This window comes from Providencia sp. PROV188, from assembly GCF_027595165.1.
GTDB classification, from domain to species: domain Bacteria; phylum Pseudomonadota; class Gammaproteobacteria; order Enterobacterales; family Enterobacteriaceae; genus Providencia; species Providencia lanzhouensis.
In genome coordinates, this window is the sequence record NZ_CP097291.1 from 585,893 (window position 1) to 601,763 (window position 15,871).

General features: G+C 45.4%; 14 protein-coding genes. 12 read left to right on the forward strand and 2 right to left on the reverse strand.

Translation table 11 applies throughout. The features are described 5' to 3' along the window. Positions 1–213 precede the first annotated feature (213 nt). Positions 214–1,863 (forward strand): Na+/H+ antiporter, encoded by a 1,650-nt coding sequence (locus tag M5X66_RS02570; RefSeq protein ID WP_036955001.1) that lies wholly within the window; start codon positions 214–216, stop codon positions 1,861–1,863. Between the two features lie 66 nt (positions 1,864–1,929). Beyond that, entirely contained in the window at positions 1,930–2,817 is an 888-nt protein-coding gene (locus M5X66_RS02575; RefSeq protein ID WP_036983738.1) for a carboxylate/amino acid/amine transporter, read from the forward strand. Here M5X66_RS02575 and metR read toward each other — a convergent pair. Then, entirely contained in the window at positions 2,714–3,670 is a 957-nt protein-coding gene (gene metR, locus M5X66_RS02580) for an HTH-type transcriptional regulator MetR (protein ID WP_036954997.1), read from the reverse strand. The genes M5X66_RS02575 and metR overlap by 104 nt on opposite strands. A 108-nt stretch (positions 3,671–3,778) precedes the next feature. Between metR and metE the strand changes: the two genes are divergently transcribed. Continuing rightward, a complete protein-coding gene (gene metE / locus M5X66_RS02585) occupies positions 3,779–6,058 on the forward strand; it encodes a 5-methyltetrahydropteroyltriglutamate--homocysteine S-methyltransferase (protein WP_270103855.1) in 2,280 nt (759 codons plus the stop codon). Positions 6,059–6,122: 64 nt separating this feature from the next. On the opposite strand, the gene M5X66_RS02590 is transcribed toward metE, so the two are convergent. Beyond that, a complete protein-coding gene (locus M5X66_RS02590; RefSeq protein ID WP_036954990.1) occupies positions 6,123–6,512 on the reverse strand; it encodes a YidB family protein in 390 nt (129 codons plus the stop codon). Between the two features lie 421 nt (positions 6,513–6,933). Between M5X66_RS02590 and ltnD the strand changes: the two genes are divergently transcribed. The 9 genes from ltnD (at position 6,934) to M5X66_RS02635 (ending at position 15,824) form a co-directional block, all read left to right on the forward strand. Then, a complete protein-coding gene (gene ltnD / locus M5X66_RS02595) occupies positions 6,934–7,842 on the forward strand; it encodes an L-threonate dehydrogenase (protein ID WP_036954985.1) in 909 nt (302 codons plus the stop codon). Further along, a complete protein-coding gene (gene otnK, locus M5X66_RS02600) occupies positions 7,839–9,116 on the forward strand; it encodes a 3-oxo-tetronate kinase (protein WP_036954980.1) in 1,278 nt (425 codons plus the stop codon). The genes ltnD and otnK overlap by 4 nt, the downstream gene beginning before the upstream one ends. Beyond that, the gene (gene otnC / locus M5X66_RS02605; RefSeq protein ID WP_036954976.1) at positions 9,109–9,750 is read left to right on the forward strand and encodes a 3-oxo-tetronate 4-phosphate decarboxylase; all 642 of its coding nucleotides are present in this window, start codon (positions 9,109–9,111) and stop codon (positions 9,748–9,750) included. The genes otnK and otnC overlap by 8 nt, the downstream gene beginning before the upstream one ends. Positions 9,751–9,760: 10 nt before the next feature. Further along, a complete protein-coding gene (gene otnI, locus M5X66_RS02610) occupies positions 9,761–10,540 on the forward strand; it encodes a 2-oxo-tetronate isomerase (protein ID WP_154609722.1) in 780 nt (259 codons plus the stop codon). Between the two features lie 9 nt (positions 10,541–10,549). Next, a complete protein-coding gene (locus M5X66_RS02615) occupies positions 10,550–11,317 on the forward strand; it encodes a DeoR/GlpR family DNA-binding transcription regulator (protein WP_036954967.1) in 768 nt (255 codons plus the stop codon). Positions 11,318–11,373: 56 nt separating this feature from the next. After that, the gene (denD, locus tag M5X66_RS02620; protein ID WP_036954963.1) at positions 11,374–12,333 is read left to right on the forward strand and encodes a D-erythronate dehydrogenase; all 960 of its coding nucleotides are present in this window, start codon (positions 11,374–11,376) and stop codon (positions 12,331–12,333) included. 11 nt (positions 12,334–12,344) lie between these two features. Further along, positions 12,345–13,721 carry a GntP family permease gene (locus tag M5X66_RS02625; protein WP_036954960.1) on the forward strand — a complete coding sequence of 459 codons (1,377 nt, stop codon included), beginning with the start codon at positions 12,345–12,347 and terminating at the stop codon, positions 13,719–13,721. A 282-nt stretch (positions 13,722–14,003) separates the two neighbouring features. After that, complete coding sequence (udp, locus tag M5X66_RS02630; RefSeq protein ID WP_006658334.1) at positions 14,004–14,759, forward strand: uridine phosphorylase; 756 nt, start codon at positions 14,004–14,006, stop codon at positions 14,757–14,759. Between the two features lie 282 nt (positions 14,760–15,041). Next, complete coding sequence (locus M5X66_RS02635) at positions 15,042–15,824, forward strand: tyrosine-protein phosphatase (protein ID WP_036954957.1); 783 nt, start codon at positions 15,042–15,044, stop codon at positions 15,822–15,824. Positions 15,825–15,871 lie beyond the last annotated feature (47 nt).

Genomic DNA, 15,871 nt, shown 5'->3' on the forward strand with positions numbered 1-15,871 from the left:
TTCCCGTCAGATAGCCTGTTAAGGATAGAATAGTGCTAAGGCGGTAAATGAAGTGAAAATGCCTATTTTTAACCAGTGGCTGCCTTGACTGAAAATCTCATGGTCTGGACGGTGCTATCTCTTACTATGCGGCGGCAGGCAAATTTTGGGTTCTCCCGTTATACTTTAAGCTGCGATATTTAGGGTATGCATTAGTTAATAAGTAAGGGCAACATGGAAATTTTCTTTACTATTCTTATTTTGATCTTGGCTGTCTCTGTTTCTGGTGTGGTGACGAAAGTCATTCCCATCCGTATTCCCCTTCCTCTTATTCAAATTGCTATCGGTGCATTATTAGCGTGGCCTCAGTTTGGGTTACACGTCTCTTTTGACCCTGAACTCTTTATGGTTCTGTTGATTCCACCGCTGTTATTCGTCGATGGTTGGAAAACTCCTACCCGTGAATTTTTCCAGAATGGACGAGAAATTTTCATTCTGGTATTAGTGCTAGTATTGGTAACCGTTATCGGGATTGGTTATTTGATTTACTGGCTGATGCCTGGTATCCCGCTTATTGCCGCCTTTGCGCTGGCTGCTGTACTTTCCCCAACAGATGCGGTGGCATTGTCCTCTATCGTCGGGAAAGGGCGAATTCCCAAACGCATGATGAGCGTACTCGAAGGGGAAGCATTGATGAACGATGCTTCCGGTCTGGTGGCGTTGAAGTTCGCCGTGGCGATTGCTATGGGAACGATGGTCTTCAGCGTATCGGGCGTCACAATCGAATTCTTTAAAGTCGCAGTCGGTGGTTTGTTGGCAGGTGTTGCTGTTACATGGTTATACAGCAAGTCTCTGCGCTTAATGAGCCGCTGGAGTGGGGATGACCCAGCAACGCAAATCGTCTTCATGCTGCTGTTACCATTTGCCTCTTACATGATTGCGGAACATATCGGTTTTTCAGGTATTTTGGCAGCGGTTGCTGCGGGTATGACTATCACCAAATCCGGCGTTATCCGCAATGCGCCTTTGGCGATGCGTTTACGTGCTGATAGCGTTTGGTCGATGTTAGAGTTTGTCTTTAACGGCTTAGTGTTCATTATGCTCGGTCTGCAATTACCGGGGATTTGGGAAACATCGGTTATTCAAGCAGAACTCGACCCAAGCGTCGAAACCTGGATGCTGTTTACCGCGGTCGTTATCATCTATTTTGCCTTGCTGATTTTACGTTTCTGCTGGTTATGGTTGATGAAGAGATTCAGCCGTCTGTTCCTGAAAAAACGCCCATTACAGTTCGCGAGCTATACCGTCCGTGAATTGTGGTTAGCGTCGTTTGCTGGGGTTCGCGGGGCGATTACCTTAGCCGGTGTGCTCTCGGTGCCACTGTTTTTAACCGATGGTTCTCCGTTCCCTGCAAGGTACCAGCTAGTATTTATCGCCGCTGGGGTTATTTTATTCTCTATTTTTGCGGGCGTTGTGGCGTTACCACTCCTGCTGCGCAATTTTAAAGTGGGGGATAAAGAGGCGGATATTAACGAAATCCGTATGGCGAAAGCAGCAATGGCTGAAGTGGCAATTGTCAGCTTGAACAAGATGCAAGAGCGTTTATCTGCGGATGTGGAAGAGCAATTAGACTCGGAAGACATCAACGAGGTCGCGACAAGGGTGATTGGTCATTTACGTCGTCGAACCGCCGACCAAGACGAGATGGAACACAACTTGCAGATTGAAGATCTTGAACGGCGTTTTCGTTTAACGGCGCTACGTGCAGAACGCGGTGAGCTCTATCACTTACGTGCAACACGGAAAATCAGTAATGAAACCTTGCAAAGCTTGCTGGTGGATTTGGATTTATTAGAAGCCGTGCTGATTGAAAAAGAGCATTAAAACGAAAAAACGAGTATTCTACAGGCATCTTGTTTGTTAAATCATTGTGCTTGAGAGTGAACAACAATGTGGTTACTCGTTTTCACGACGCTGCTCTGGGCAGCGTCTTTTAGTTTAATGGGGGAATACCTCGCAGGGCAGGTGGATAGCTGGTTGTCTGTGCTTATCCGCGTGAGTTTAGCTTCTCTGGTATTCCTACCTTTCCTGCGTTGGCGTAACTTCAGTGCCAAAGTGATCTCACTGTATATGCTGGTGGGCGCTTGCCAGCTGGGGATCATGTATTACTTTGTTTTCCAAGCCTATAAATACCTGAGCGTGGCAGAATTTTTGCTATTTACGGTATTAACCCCGCTGTATGTCACGTTAATTTACGATCTCTTAGAGCGCCAACGCCTACGTAAAGGCTACCTGTTTAGCTCGATATTAGCCGTGATTGGTGCTGCCATTATTCGTTATGACCACCTCAGCGAATCATTTTGGATTGGATTGATGTTTGTACAGCTCGCCAACATCTTCTTTGCACTTGGGCAAGTAGGCTATAAGCGCTTAATGGAAGTGCACCCGATTCCCCAGCATCAAGCCTTTTCATGGTTCTATCTCGGGGCGACGTTGATTGCCTTGATGGGATGGCTACTGTTTGGGAATAAGGCGATGGTGCCGACAAGCCAAGCTCAATGGATAGTTTTACTCTGGTTGGGTGTGGTTGCATCGGGGATAGGCTATTTTCTGTGGAACTATGGTGCGACGAAAGTGGATGCCGGAACCCTCGCGATAATGAATAACATGATGGTTCCAGCAGGTTTATTAGTGAACTTTGCCATTTGGCAGCAACATCCTAATTGGCTCAGTTTCACCATGGGGTCGAGCCTGATAATTGCGTCTCTGTGGGTGCATAAGCGCTGGATCCTCGCACCGGCTTCACGTAAGACAAATTCTCCACCGCGTGATCAGTAGCGGTATTGGTAAATGTTTCAATGGCTGGCTGGCGCTGTTCTCCTTCACGACATGCAGCGTACAGTCGGCTCCATAACCCACTTCCTAACGTTTTCGTCGTAATCAAACCTTGCTTTTCAAAGGAATCCACCGCCCAGTGTGGCAGTGCCGCAATCCCCATTTTAGCCGCCACCATCTGAATTAAAATCAGCGTATTGTCGACGGTTTTAATGTTAGGTGAAACACCGGCTGGCTGTAAGAAATGACGCCAGATATCAAAACGTTGACGCTGAACTGGATAAATCAGCAATGTCTCTTTGGCAAGATCATGAGGCTCAATTAACGGTTTTTTAGCTAAAGGGTGATCATTCGCCACGACCAGTTTCACTTCATAATCAAACATCGGCGTGTAGTGCAAATCTTGATCCGCAAGAATATCAGAGGTCATCACGATATCTAATTCTCGCGAAAGTAACTCGGGTTGCGGGTCAAAGGTCACGCCAGATTTAAAATCTACGGTCACTTGTGGCCATGCTTGTCTAAACTGTTGCAATGCAGGGGTCAGCCACTGAATACAGCTGTGGCATTCAATCGCGATACGTAGCGTACTGACTGTCGGTTCATTGCAGACACGAATGGCATCTTTCACCATTGGCAAAATACGTTGCGCTAATTGCAGGAGAACTTCCCCTTGCGGCGTGAAATGGACGGGCTGAGTTTTACGAACAAATAGTTTGTAGCCTAAGCGATGCTCTAAATCACTGAATTGGTGAGATAGCGCAGACTGAGTCTGGTGCAGGTGCGTCGCAGTGGCAGCTAATGATCCGTATTGGCTGAGCGCCTGCAACGTTTTTAAATGTTTTAATTCGATCATGAGAAACCTTCAAGTAGACGATGAATAATTTGCGCTTGTGCTTTATACAGTACCTGTTGATTATAGATGTGTAAACATCTAGACGGCTAAATATTTTAAGGGGTCAATATGTCTGTTATAAATCATACACTTGGTTTTCCACGTGTCGGTCTGAAAAGAGAACTCAAACGTGCACAAGAAGATTATTGGGCAGGCAAAATTGACCAATCTGCACTTCTTGAAACAGGTTACCAACTACGTGTTCGTCACTGGGAACAACAAAAAAATGCAGGTGTAGACCTGCTACCCGTCGGTGACTTTGCATGGTATGACCAAGTTTTAACCACTAGTTTATTACTAGGAAACGTTCCACCGCGTCATCAAAATGAAGATGGCTCTGTCGATTTAGATACCTTATTCCGTGTAGCTCGGGGTCGTGCGCCAACAGGCAAGCCAGCGGCAGCGGGGGAAATGACGAAATGGTTTAATACTAACTATCACTATATCGTGCCAGAATTCCAGCAAGGACAAGAATTTAAACTGTCGTGGAATCAACTGTTTGACGAAGTCGACGAAGCATTAAAACTCGGTCATAACGTTAAACCTGTCGTCATTGGTCCAATTACCTACCTGTGGTTAGGAAAAGTGAAGGGACCAGCCTTTGACCGCCTATCCTTGCTGAAGGATCTGCTGCCTGCTTACCAAGAAATTCTTGCTCGACTGGCTGAAAAAGGCGTGGAATGGGTGCAAATTGACGAGCCAGCACTGGTACTCGATTTACCTATTGAATGGCAGAATGCTTACCAACAAGCGTATCAATCCCTCGCAGGTAAAACTAACTTACTGTTAACCACCTATTTTGACGGTATTAGCCATCACTTGGATGTCATCAAACAACTGCCAGTGCAAGGACTGCATGTGGATGTGGTTGCGGGTAAGGATGATATCGCAGCATTGCATCAAGCGCTTCCTGCGGACTGGGTGCTTTCGCTCGGATTAATTAATGGCCGCAACGTATGGAAAGGGGATTTAGGCGAGAAATTCCAACGGGTGAAACCGCTGCTAGGAGAGCGCACTCTGTGGATTGGTTCATCTTGCTCGCTACTGCATAGCCCAATTGATTTAAATGATGAAACGCGTCTGGATGCCGAAGTGAAAAGCTGGTTTGCATTTGCGCTGCAAAAATGTGAAGAACTGGCGCTATTGACGAAAACACTCAATCAACCAACGGCAGAAAATATCGCAGCGTTAGAAACCTATAGTGCACCAATTCGTGATCGACGCACCTCTTCTCGAGTCAATAATGCACAGGTCGCTCAGCGCTTAGCGGCAATTAACGCGAAAGATACCGAGCGTACTCGCCCTTATGTAGAGCGTGCTGAACTTCAGCGCCAACGTTTTAATCTGCCATTGTGGCCAACCACGACAATCGGCTCTTTCCCGCAGACCAGTGAAATTCGTTCTTTGCGCCTTGATTTCAAAAAAGGGAATGTAGACCAACTGAATTACCGCACCAGTATCAGTGAGCACATCAAACAAGCTATCAAGGAGCAGGAGCTGCTGGATATTGATGTCCTCGTGCATGGTGAAGCTGAGCGAAATGATATGGTGGAATACTTCGGTGAACACTTTGATGGTTATGTCTTTACGCAAAATGGTTGGGTACAGAGTTACGGTTCTCGCTGTGTGAAGCCACCGGTGATTATTGGTGACATTAGCCGCCCAGAAGCCATTACAGTGGAGTGGGCCAAGTATGCGCAGTCGTTGACGGATAAACCGGTGAAAGGAATGCTGACAGGTCCGGTGACCATCCTGTGTTGGTCATTCCCTCGGGAAGATGCCAGCCGTGAAACGATAGCCAAGCAAATTGCGCTGGCATTGCGTGACGAAGTGGATGATTTACAAAAAGCGGGTATTGGCATTATTCAGATTGATGAGCCAGCGTTACGTGAAGGGTTACCGCTGCGTCGCGATGAATGGAATGACTATCTGACTTGGGCGGTGGATGCCTTTAAATTAAGTGCAGCCATCGCCGATGATAAGACGCAAATTCACACCCATATGTGTTATTGCGAGTTTAATGACATCATGGATTCGATTGCTGCGCTGGATGCTGATGTTATCACCATTGAAACCTCGCGCTCGGATATGGATTTATTAGATGCATTCGAAGATTTTGATTACCCAAATGAAATTGGTCCGGGGGTTTATGATATTCACTCGCCTAACGTTCCAAATGTAGAGTGGATTGTAGCGCTATTACGTAAGGCTGCACAGCGAGTGCCAGTGGAGCGTTTATGGGTGAATCCAGATTGCGGTTTAAAAACCCGCGGATGGACGGAGACTCGCCAAGCACTGGCAAACATGGTGGAAGCGGCGAAAAAACTGCGAAATGAGTATCAAAGCTAGTAACGGGTTAGTTTAGTAAAAAGCCCACTTTAAAGTGGGCTTTTATTTGTGCCAAAGACTGGGCTTAACCGAACAGTTTTTGTTTCAGTAAGTTCATGCCAATTGAGGCTAAATCGATATTTTCTGGTAGCACACCATTCGGGCTCGCGCTATCTACGATAGTCGGTAAATATTTAGCGACCATATCTGTTGCTTGCTGTGGATCTAAACCAACGCGTTGAGCGAGTTCTTGGATCCCTGAATCACCGAAAACTTGCATTAACTGGCTAGCATTAACTGGCAAATTTTCACCTTCAGCAACCCATGATGAAACGATCCCGCCTAAGCCTTCAGTGTTAAATTTATCGACGACACCTGAGAGCCCGCCTTGCTTTTCAACCCAATCAATAACAGATTGAAACTGTTGCATTTTATCGCCTGCAACCATGCCTAACACTTGATCAAACAGACCCATTTTGACTCCTCGATAACGTAATTGATGCGTTCAATACCAAGTATGGAACATTTTACAAAAAATAATAGGCGGCTATTTTGGGGAATTTACTCAACAGGTCAATGAAAATCAGAGACAAAGAGGGAATTTAATAGGTATAAAAACCAGCAGATCAGAAAACAACCAAATCGATCACAATTTTTATCACACTTTCTTGTGAAGGGTAGTATAAGAATGTTAAATATAAAAATTCATATATATCAATATATTAATAATTAATTGTTTAAAATTTATATTATCTTTAGTGTGATGCTAGTCATGTGTTTGTGAATTTGGTTATGTGAAAATTCACAACATTCACCAGAATTCACAGTGTTTACCAAAACTAACCGTATTCACCAGAATTTATCATTTGTTGGAACTGACAACATCAGGGGGCTAGATGAAAAATACCGTTAACCATGTTGGCGTTATTGGTCTGGGTTCGATGGGGATGGGGATCGCGCAATCACTAATAAGAAATAAGATCCCAACCTATGGGTTTGATTTAAATCCACAGGCATGCGAGGCGCTACTCGAATATGGGGCGAAAGCCACAGGGCAAGATGCCGCACAGTATGCACAACAGCTAGACGCGCTACTTATGGTGGTCGTCAATGGTCGGCAGGTTGAGGCGATTTTATTTGGTGGTGAGAAGCCACTGGTAGAGAAGCTTCGTCCAAATACTGTCATTGTGTTGCACAGCACACTGGCTGCGGAGCAGACAAAACAGATCGCGCAGCGCCTTGCTGAATACCAGCTTCCATTAGTCGATGCGCCTATATCTGGCGGAGCGATTAAAGCGGCAGAAGGTAAACTGACCGTTATGGCATCGGGTTCCCCTAAGCTATTCGCTCAGCTTTCTACGGTGTTTGATGCAATTTCAGAGCGTCTCTATCGTGTCGGAGATGAAATCGGTCTTGGCTCCACAGTGAAAACTATCCACCAGCTATTGGCGGGGGTACATATTGCGGTTGCAGCGGAAAGTATGGCGCTGGCGGCAAAAGCGGGCATCGATTTAGATGTGATGTATGACATCGTCACCCATGCAGCTGGCAACTCATGGATGTTTGAGAACCGTATGCAGCATGTGCTTGATGGAGACTATACCCCTAAATCGTCAGTCGATATTTTTGTGAAAGATCTCGGTTTGGTGATGCAAACCGGAAAAGCGCTGAATTTCCCACTGCCACTGGCAGCAACGGCGCATCAAATGTTTATCTCAGCCAGCAATGAAGGTTTTGGTTTACAGGATGATAGCGCCGTTATCAAAACCTTTAAGGGCATTACTTTACCGGAGAAAAAGGCATGACAGTGAAATTAGGTGTGATTGCTGATGATTTTACCGGCGCGACAGATATTGCAGGCTTTATGGTGCAAAACGGCTGGAAAGTGGTGCAGCTACTGAATGAGCCGAATGAAAACACTCCAATCCCTCAAGATGTGGATGCCATTGTGGTGAGCTTGAAAAGCCGTTCTTGTCCAGTAGATGAAGCCATTAGTGCCTCGGTAAATGCATGTCGCTGGCTGAAAGAATCAGCGAAATGTCAGCAGATTTTCTTTAAATATTGCTCAACCTTTGATTCAACAGAGAAAGGCAACATTGGTCCAGTAACCGATGCACTGATGAAGCAGCTGGGTACGTCATTATCATTAGTATGCCCTGCATTGCCCGTTAACGGTCGAACCGTGGTACATGGGCACCTGTTTGTTAATGGTCAATTGCTCAATGAAAGTGGAATGCAGCACCACCCAGTCACACCAATGACTGATGCCAACCTAATGCGTGTAATGGAAAAACAGTCAGCCGGTAAAGCAGGGCTGATTAATCTTGCGACAGTGCAAAAGGGCAGCGCCGCCATCACTGAACAGTTAGAACAGCTACGCCAGCAGGGTATCAGTTATGCGGTTATGGATAGCTTCACGATGGATGATTTACTGCCTATTGCTCAGGCTTCGCAATCACTGCCTTTATTAACGGGCGGGTCAGGATTGGGGGCTGCCCTTGCGAATATTGATAGCCAAGTGGCTTGGGGACAAGGGGAAAGCCGTGGCAGTAAGCCGACAGGGAAAGACAGAAAAACGGTCATTCTATCGGGAAGCTGCTCTCTAATGACCAACAAACAAGTACAAAGCTATCAGCAAGTTGCACCTAGCAAAGCGCTAGATGTGGGTGAATGCATCAATAATTCAGACTATGCAACCGTATTGGCACAATGGGTTAAAGACCAGAAAATCACTGGGTTAGCGCCTTTGTTATATGCCACCCAACCACCAGAGTTATTGAAGCAAACGCAGGAAAAATACGGTGCCGCATTATCGAGTACCGCGGTAGAAAATGTGTTTGGGCAAGTAGTGACGTTACTTCAGCAGCAAGGTTATAACACTTTTATTATCGCGGGCGGCGAAACGTCTGGAAAAGTAGTTCAAAGCCTTGGAACTGAACAATTAAGTATTGGCTCACCTATCGCGCCGGGTGTGCCTTGGGTACAAGACTTAGCAAGCGGTAACTGGTTAGCACTGAAATCAGGCAATTTTGGTCAAGAGAATTTCTTCCAGTTAGCACAGGAGATGGTTAATGAGTAATGAAAAGGCGCTACGCCAAGAGTTAGTGGATTGGGCGAAGTCAATGTTTAATCGCGGATACAGCAGCGGTGGTGCAGGCAATATCAGCGCACGCTTGCCGGATGGCTGTATTATTGTCACCCCGACTAACTCGAGCTTTGGCGATTTAGATCCTGAGCGCCTGAGCAAGCTCGATGCGCAAGGTAACTGGATTGATGGTGACAAACCAACAAAAGAAGTTTCCATGCATATGGCAATGTATTTGCAGCGTCCAGATTGCCAAGCGGTGGTTCATCTGCATTCACCTTGGCTAACGGCTCTATCCTGTTTGCCGAATTTAGATACCGCAAACTGTTTACCACCGATCACACCTTATTACGTGATGCGTGTGGGCAAATTACCTTTGATTGAATATTTACCACCGGGTGATGACCGTATTGGTGAAGAAATCGCAAAATTAGCACCTCATCATAATGCGATTTTACTCTCTAACCACGGCCCTGTTGTTGGCGGAAAAACCTTAAGGCAGGCGTTTTTCAATGCGGAAGAATTAGAAGATACCGCGCGCCTATACATTACATTGCGCCCACACGGCTTCACCACGTTAACGCAAGAGCAGGTTCATGAGCTCGAAAGCCGTTATCCACAGAAATGAGGCGATAGACATGGCTAAATTTGCAGCAAATCTCAGTATGATGTTTAACGAAGTTCCGTTTATTCAACGCTTTGAACGTGCCGCTCAGGCTGGTTTTAAGGGCGTTGAGTATCTTTTCCCTTATGAAGAAGATGCGGATGTTATTGCGGGTGAATTGAAAAAACATCAACTTACCCAAGCATTATTTAATATGCCTGCGGGGAATTGGGGCGCTGGCGAGCGTGGAATGGCGTCTATTCCTGGTCGTGAAGCCGAGTTCGCTCAAGGGGTACAAACTGCCCTGAAATACGCTTTAGCATTAGGCTGTAAACAAGTGCATGCCATGGCGGGTAAAGTGGATGAGAAATTCACACCTGAAGAGCAAAAAGCGTGTTTTATTAAGAATATACAGCATGCTGCGGATGTGATGGCTGAGCACGGAATTCGTGTGCTTATCGAGCCGATTAATACCCGCGATATGCCAGGGTATTTCTTAACGACCCAAAAGCAGGCTGAAGCGCTGTTACCTGAAATCAATCGCGAAAACGTGTTTATTCAATTGGACTTGTATCACTGCCAGATTATGGAAGGTGACTTATTGAAAACAATTGAGCGTCTTTGGGGTAAATTTAGTCATATTCAGATAGCATCAGTACCTTTTCGCCATGAACCTGATAGCGGTGAAGTCAATTATCCATGGATTTTTAATCAACTCGATGAAATGGGATATGAAGGCTGGCTGGGATGTGAATACCACCCAGCAGGACGCACCGAAGACGGTTTAGGCTGGCTAAAGCAAGCTAATTCCTAGGAGAACCGAATGATCCCTTCCGAACGTCGTGATTTTATTTATCGCTATGTCTATGAGCACCAAACTGTGTCTATCAATGACTTAGTGGGTTTAATGAATGTCTCTCATATGACGGTTCGACGTGATATTCGCATGTTGGAAGAGGAAGGGAAGGTTGTCGGAATTAGTGGTGGTGTTCGGTTAAATGATGCGTTACGCCAAGAGCTACCGTGGAGCGAAAAGGCAAGACTTCATCATCAAACGAAACGCGAAATCGGTCAATTTGCCAGTTCACTAGTTGAAGATGGTCAGGTGGTTTACCTCGATGCAGGCACCACCACGTTTGAAATTGCCCGCGTATTGGGTGAGCGTTTTAATCTCACTATCGTGACCAATGATTTTTCCATCATGCAGTATTTGATGAATAAATCACAACTTAACCTGTACCACACTGGTGGGCAGGTTGATAAACGCAACCATTCCTGTGTTGGCAATACGGCGGCCGCTATGTTGCAAACACTAAACGTGGATATTGCGTTTATTAGTACCAGCTCATGGGATTTGCAACATGGGGTTTCCACACCGCATGAGGAAAAAGTCCAAATAAAACAAACGTTATTGGATGTCGCTCGTCGGTGTGTACTGGTTTCAGATAGCAGTAAATTCGGTAAATACGGTATGTTCCGTGTCTGCCCATTAGATCAATTGCACGACATCATTTGTGACCAACATTTACCGTCTGATGTGGTGCAACGGATACTCGAAAAAAACATAAAACTTCATTTAATAAATACATAAAAAACATCTTACCTACTGATGCATAACCCGGCAGGGTTATAGCAAGGAGAATGACAATGAAAGTTATTATTACTGGTGGCGCAGGTTTTCTGGGCCAGCAGCTAGCCGCTGCTTTGCTTAAAAACAACCAAGGATTAAAATTTAACCAGCTCGTTTTAGCGGATATTCAATGCCCTACATCGCCTATTGAAGACCCTCGTGTGAGCTGCGTTGCATTAGACTTAACCCAGCCAGAAGCCGCAGATAAGCTGATTGATGCGCAAACTGACGTGGTATTCCACCTTGCGGCGATTGTCAGTAGCCATGCTGAAAGTGATTTTAACTTAGGCATGAAAGTGAATTTCGATGCGACTCGCCAATTGCTTGAAGTCGCTCGTGCGAAAAACCCTGCCATCAAGTTTTTATTCACCAGCTCCCTTGCGGTATTTGGCGGTGAATTACCCGATGTGATCACCGACTTGTGTGTTGTTAACCCGCAATCTTCTTATGGTGCTCAAAAAGCCATGTGTGAATTGATGGTGAACGACTATTCCCGTAAAGGCTATGTGGATGGACGCGTGATGCGCTTACCTACCATTAGTATTCGCCCTGGAGTCCCGAATAAAGCAGCATCTTCTTTTGCTAGCGGCATTATCCGCGAGCCTCTAAATGGGATTGAGAGTGTTTGCCCAGTGTCTCCAGAGTTGGCGTTATGGTTATCTAGCCCAGAAACGGTGATCAACAACTTCATCCATGCGGTTTCAATTCCAGCAGAGAAATTTGGTCTTTCACGTACTGTGAACCTGCCGGGGATTACCGTGACAGTGCAAGAGATGATTGATGCCCTGCGTGATGTCGCTGGTCAACAAGCGGTTGATTTAATTCGTTTTGAGCCTGATGAAGCCGTCAACCGCATTGTGGCAAGCTGGCCGGGTAAATTCGATATTCGCCGTGCACTGGATTTAGGTTTTAAAGCTGATGGGTCATTTAGCGATGCGATCCGTTCCTTCATTAAGCACCACGGCTGTGCAAAATAGGAGATTAAATAATGTCCTATATTCCTATTATTGGCCTCGCGGTGGCCATATTTGTCCTTATCTTTTTAGTATTGCGAACGCGGGTTCACGCCTTGTTAGCGATGTTGATTGCGGCTGCAATCGCAGGGTTATCAGGGGGATTAACTGCGGCGGAAACCGTCACCGTTATTACAAAGGGCTTTGGTTCGACCCTCGGTAGCATTGGTATTGTTATCGGTCTCGGGGTAATGATGGGAAGGGTGCTGGAAGTGTCCGGTGCTGCTGAGCAGATAGCTTATAGTTTTATCAAATGGTTAGGTAAAAAACGCGAAGAGTGGGCGCTGGCAATTACCGGTTATATTGTCAGTATTCCTATCTTTGTAGACTCTGCATTCGTCATTTTGTATCCGCTGGCAAAAGCGTTAGCGAAGAATGGAAAACGCAGTATTTTAACTCTTGGTGTTGCATTGGCGGGTGGTTTAGTTGTTACCCACCATACTGTGCCGCCAACTCCAGGTCCTCTCGGTGTTGCCGGGATCTTCGGGGTTGACGTTGGTGCCATGATTTTAGCGGGTATGACGCTGGCAGTGCCGTGTGTCATCGGGATTGTGTTCTACGCCAAATGGTTGGGAACTAAATACCCTGAATTCATGCCAGATGAAACGGGCAGCGAAGATTTAAAAGAAGTGCATGCGCGTTACATGGAAGAAAAAGCCAACAAACCATTACCAAGCTTATTCTTATCATTGTTACCAATCATCACGCCAATTCTGTTGATTTTTATTAATGCTATCAACGGATTATTACTGAAAACTGCCGCATTCCAAGGCATGGATGATAACTGGTATTTCCAATCATTCCAATTCTTAGGGGCACCGATTATCGCCTTATCCATTAGCGTCCTGATTTCGGTTTATACGTTAATGCCAAAAGCGTCGAAAGAAGAAGTTATCGACCGTATGGAAGAAGGTTTGCAAGCGGCGGGTATCATCTTGCTTGTAACCGGTGCTGGTGGAGCATTAGGCGCAGTATTGCGTGACAGCGGAACGGGAACAATTCTTGCGGAGCATGTCGCGAATTTACCGATTACACCTGTATTAATCCCGTTTATTATCGCGACATTAGTGCGTTTAATTCAAGGGTCAGGAACGGTAGCAATGATCACCGCAGCTTCGATTTCTGCGCCAATCATTAGCCAAATTCCTGATATCAACTTATTAGTTGCGGCCCAAGCGGCAACGATGGGATCTCTGTTCTTCGGTTACTTTAACGACAGCCTTTACTGGGTGGTGAACAGAATGATGGGGATCAAAGACGTTAAACAACAAATGATTGTTTGGTCTATTCCAACAACAATAGCTTGGGCTATCGGGTTGGTTGGGGTCTTGATCCTTGATGTCGTGCTGTAAATTTAGCATATTGATATTATAGTGTTTTTTTCTTCTGCCTAATAAAAGCGCCCATTCGGGCGCTTTCTTTCGATAATCACAAACATTCATCTATACTGGGTGTATCTCATTATTCACATTCATCTCAATAAGACTTATTTGTGATCGTGATCTCGTTTTAATGAAATTCAAGTGAATCTGTTTCCATTAAAGTAGATATTGGTCACTAAATTAATCAAAGCTAAGCGCTATATTGACAATAATGTACTAATTCAATGATGCCATTGTGTAAAGGAGTTTGATATGTCTGACGTTTTCCACTTAGGTTTAAAAAAGAGTGACTTACAGGGTGCAACCGTTGCTATTGTTCCTGGGGATCCTAACCGTGTTGAAAAAATTGCACGTCTGATGGACAACCCTGTACATCTGGCTTCATTACGCGAATTCACCTCATGGCGTGGCGAGCTTGATGGCAAAGCTGTGATTGTCTGCTCAACCGGTATTGGTGGTCCATCAACCTCTATCGCAGTTGAAGAACTGGCTCAGTTAGGTATCCGTACTTTCTTACGTATTGGTACAACAGGTGCAATCCAAGAAAACATCAATGTGGGTGATGTACTTGTCACCACAGGTGCTGTTCGTTTAGATGGCGCAAGCCAGCACTTTGCACCACTGGAATTCCCAGCAGTCGCTGACTTCACTTGTACTAATGCGCTGTATGCTGCGGCGACAGAAGCGGGTGCAACCGTACACGTCGGTATTACCGCATCTTCCGATACCTTCTACCCAGGTCAAGAACGTTACGACACCTACACAGGTCGCGTAATGCGCCATTTCAGAGGCTCAATGAAAGAGTGGCAAGACATGGGCGTGATGAACTATGAAATGGAATCAGCAACACTGTTAACTATGTGTGCAAGCCAAGGCCTGCGTGCGGGTATGGTGGCTGGGGTTATCGTAAACCGTACTCAGCAAGAAATTCCAAATGAAGCGCTACTGAAAAAAACAGAAGGTAATGTTCTGAGCATCGTTGTCGAAGCTGCTCGCCGCCTGCTGTAATCCTAATTAGCTGACCCGTTTACTGATTTCACTCGGTTGTGGATTTTCGGTAAACGGGTTCAGTTATCATCCTTATACCCATGTATCTTAAATATTCTTGTATCTCTAAATGATCAGCGCTAAATTTATTTTCTCGCGTTTTTCTTATTCCCTTCATCTATGAATCTGTTATTGTCATTTAAAACAATTAATAGAAGCCTCTTAAGTTACTCAAATTACAAGTAATTGATGATTTCGTTTATTTTTAGTTTGAGCAATGACAGAGCTAAAAAGGGAAAACGTATGTCAACCAAACCTTACCTTCACCCCTCTGTGCTGCCTTTAACCGGTGGAATTAACTTTCGTGATTTAGGGGGAAAAAAACTGTCCAATGGCGGAAAAATAAAGCCCGGTGTTTTATTTCGTTCTGGGGCGCTCGACCGCTTAACCCAAGATGATGAAAAAGTCTTACAGTCACAAAACCTTTTCCAAATTATCGATTATCGCGATGAAGCTGAAATTTTAGATAAACCAGATGTGGTGTGGAGTGGTGCTCATTATGTGCATGCCCCTGCAAACCCGCTGGCAAAAGAAGTGAGTGCAAACCTTGATAAACTCACTCCTGAAGTGCTGGAACAGTTTGATCCTCAAGCCTTTATGTTCCGCCTCTATGAGTTGCTTCCGTTGAACAATGCCGCTTATCACCAATTAGTGAACATGTTGAAGCAGCCAGAAAAAGGTGGGCTTGTGCAACACTGTGCTGTGGGTAAAGACCGGACAGGGGTTGGCTCGGCTCTCGTGCTGTTTGCGCTGGGCGCAGATGTGAATACTGTGATGGATGATTACCTTTTAACGAACGAGACGTTAGCGCCATTTCGTAACCATTTACTCGAAGAATTTTCCAAGACCATGAGTGAAAATGTGGTGAAAAAATTCGAGTATGTATTTTCTGTTCGTGAAGAGTTTTTACAAACTGCATTGAAAAGCATAGAAAATAACTATGGAAGCGTGGATAACTGGCTAGAAAAAGACTTTGGTTTAGATAACGCTCAGCGCGGTGTACTTCAAAGTTACTTCCTCGAATAAACCTCTGCGGAATTGAAGTTGCAACGCGTCAGTTTTGTTGCAACTTT

What these genes read in the sequence shown, in the direction of transcription:
- M5X66_RS02635 (WP_036954957.1), top strand. Translation starts at nt 15,042, where the DNA reads ATGTCAACCAAACCTTACCTTCACCCCTCTGTGCTGCCTTTAACCGGT.
- metR (WP_036954997.1), bottom strand. Translation starts at nt 3,670, where the DNA reads ATGATCGAATTAAAACATTTAAAAACGTTGCAGGCGCTCAGCCAATAC.
- M5X66_RS02590 (WP_036954990.1), bottom strand. Translation starts at nt 6,512, where the DNA reads ATGGGTCTGTTTGATCAAGTGTTAGGCATGGTTGCAGGCGATAAAATG.
- M5X66_RS02625 (WP_036954960.1), top strand. Translation starts at nt 12,345, where the DNA reads ATGTCCTATATTCCTATTATTGGCCTCGCGGTGGCCATATTTGTCCTT.
- metE (WP_270103855.1), top strand. Translation starts at nt 3,779, where the DNA reads ATGTCTGTTATAAATCATACACTTGGTTTTCCACGTGTCGGTCTGAAA.
- M5X66_RS02570 (WP_036955001.1), top strand. Translation starts at nt 214, where the DNA reads ATGGAAATTTTCTTTACTATTCTTATTTTGATCTTGGCTGTCTCTGTT.
- M5X66_RS02615 (WP_036954967.1), top strand. Translation starts at nt 10,550, where the DNA reads ATGATCCCTTCCGAACGTCGTGATTTTATTTATCGCTATGTCTATGAG.
- denD (WP_036954963.1), top strand. Translation starts at nt 11,374, where the DNA reads ATGAAAGTTATTATTACTGGTGGCGCAGGTTTTCTGGGCCAGCAGCTA.
- M5X66_RS02575 (WP_036983738.1), top strand. Translation starts at nt 1,930, where the DNA reads ATGTGGTTACTCGTTTTCACGACGCTGCTCTGGGCAGCGTCTTTTAGT.
- otnC (WP_036954976.1), top strand. Translation starts at nt 9,109, where the DNA reads ATGAGTAATGAAAAGGCGCTACGCCAAGAGTTAGTGGATTGGGCGAAG.
- udp (WP_006658334.1), top strand. Translation starts at nt 14,004, where the DNA reads ATGTCTGACGTTTTCCACTTAGGTTTAAAAAAGAGTGACTTACAGGGT.
- ltnD (WP_036954985.1), top strand. Translation starts at nt 6,934, where the DNA reads ATGAAAAATACCGTTAACCATGTTGGCGTTATTGGTCTGGGTTCGATG.
- otnI (WP_154609722.1), top strand. Translation starts at nt 9,761, where the DNA reads ATGGCTAAATTTGCAGCAAATCTCAGTATGATGTTTAACGAAGTTCCG.
- otnK (WP_036954980.1), top strand. Translation starts at nt 7,839, where the DNA reads ATGACAGTGAAATTAGGTGTGATTGCTGATGATTTTACCGGCGCGACA.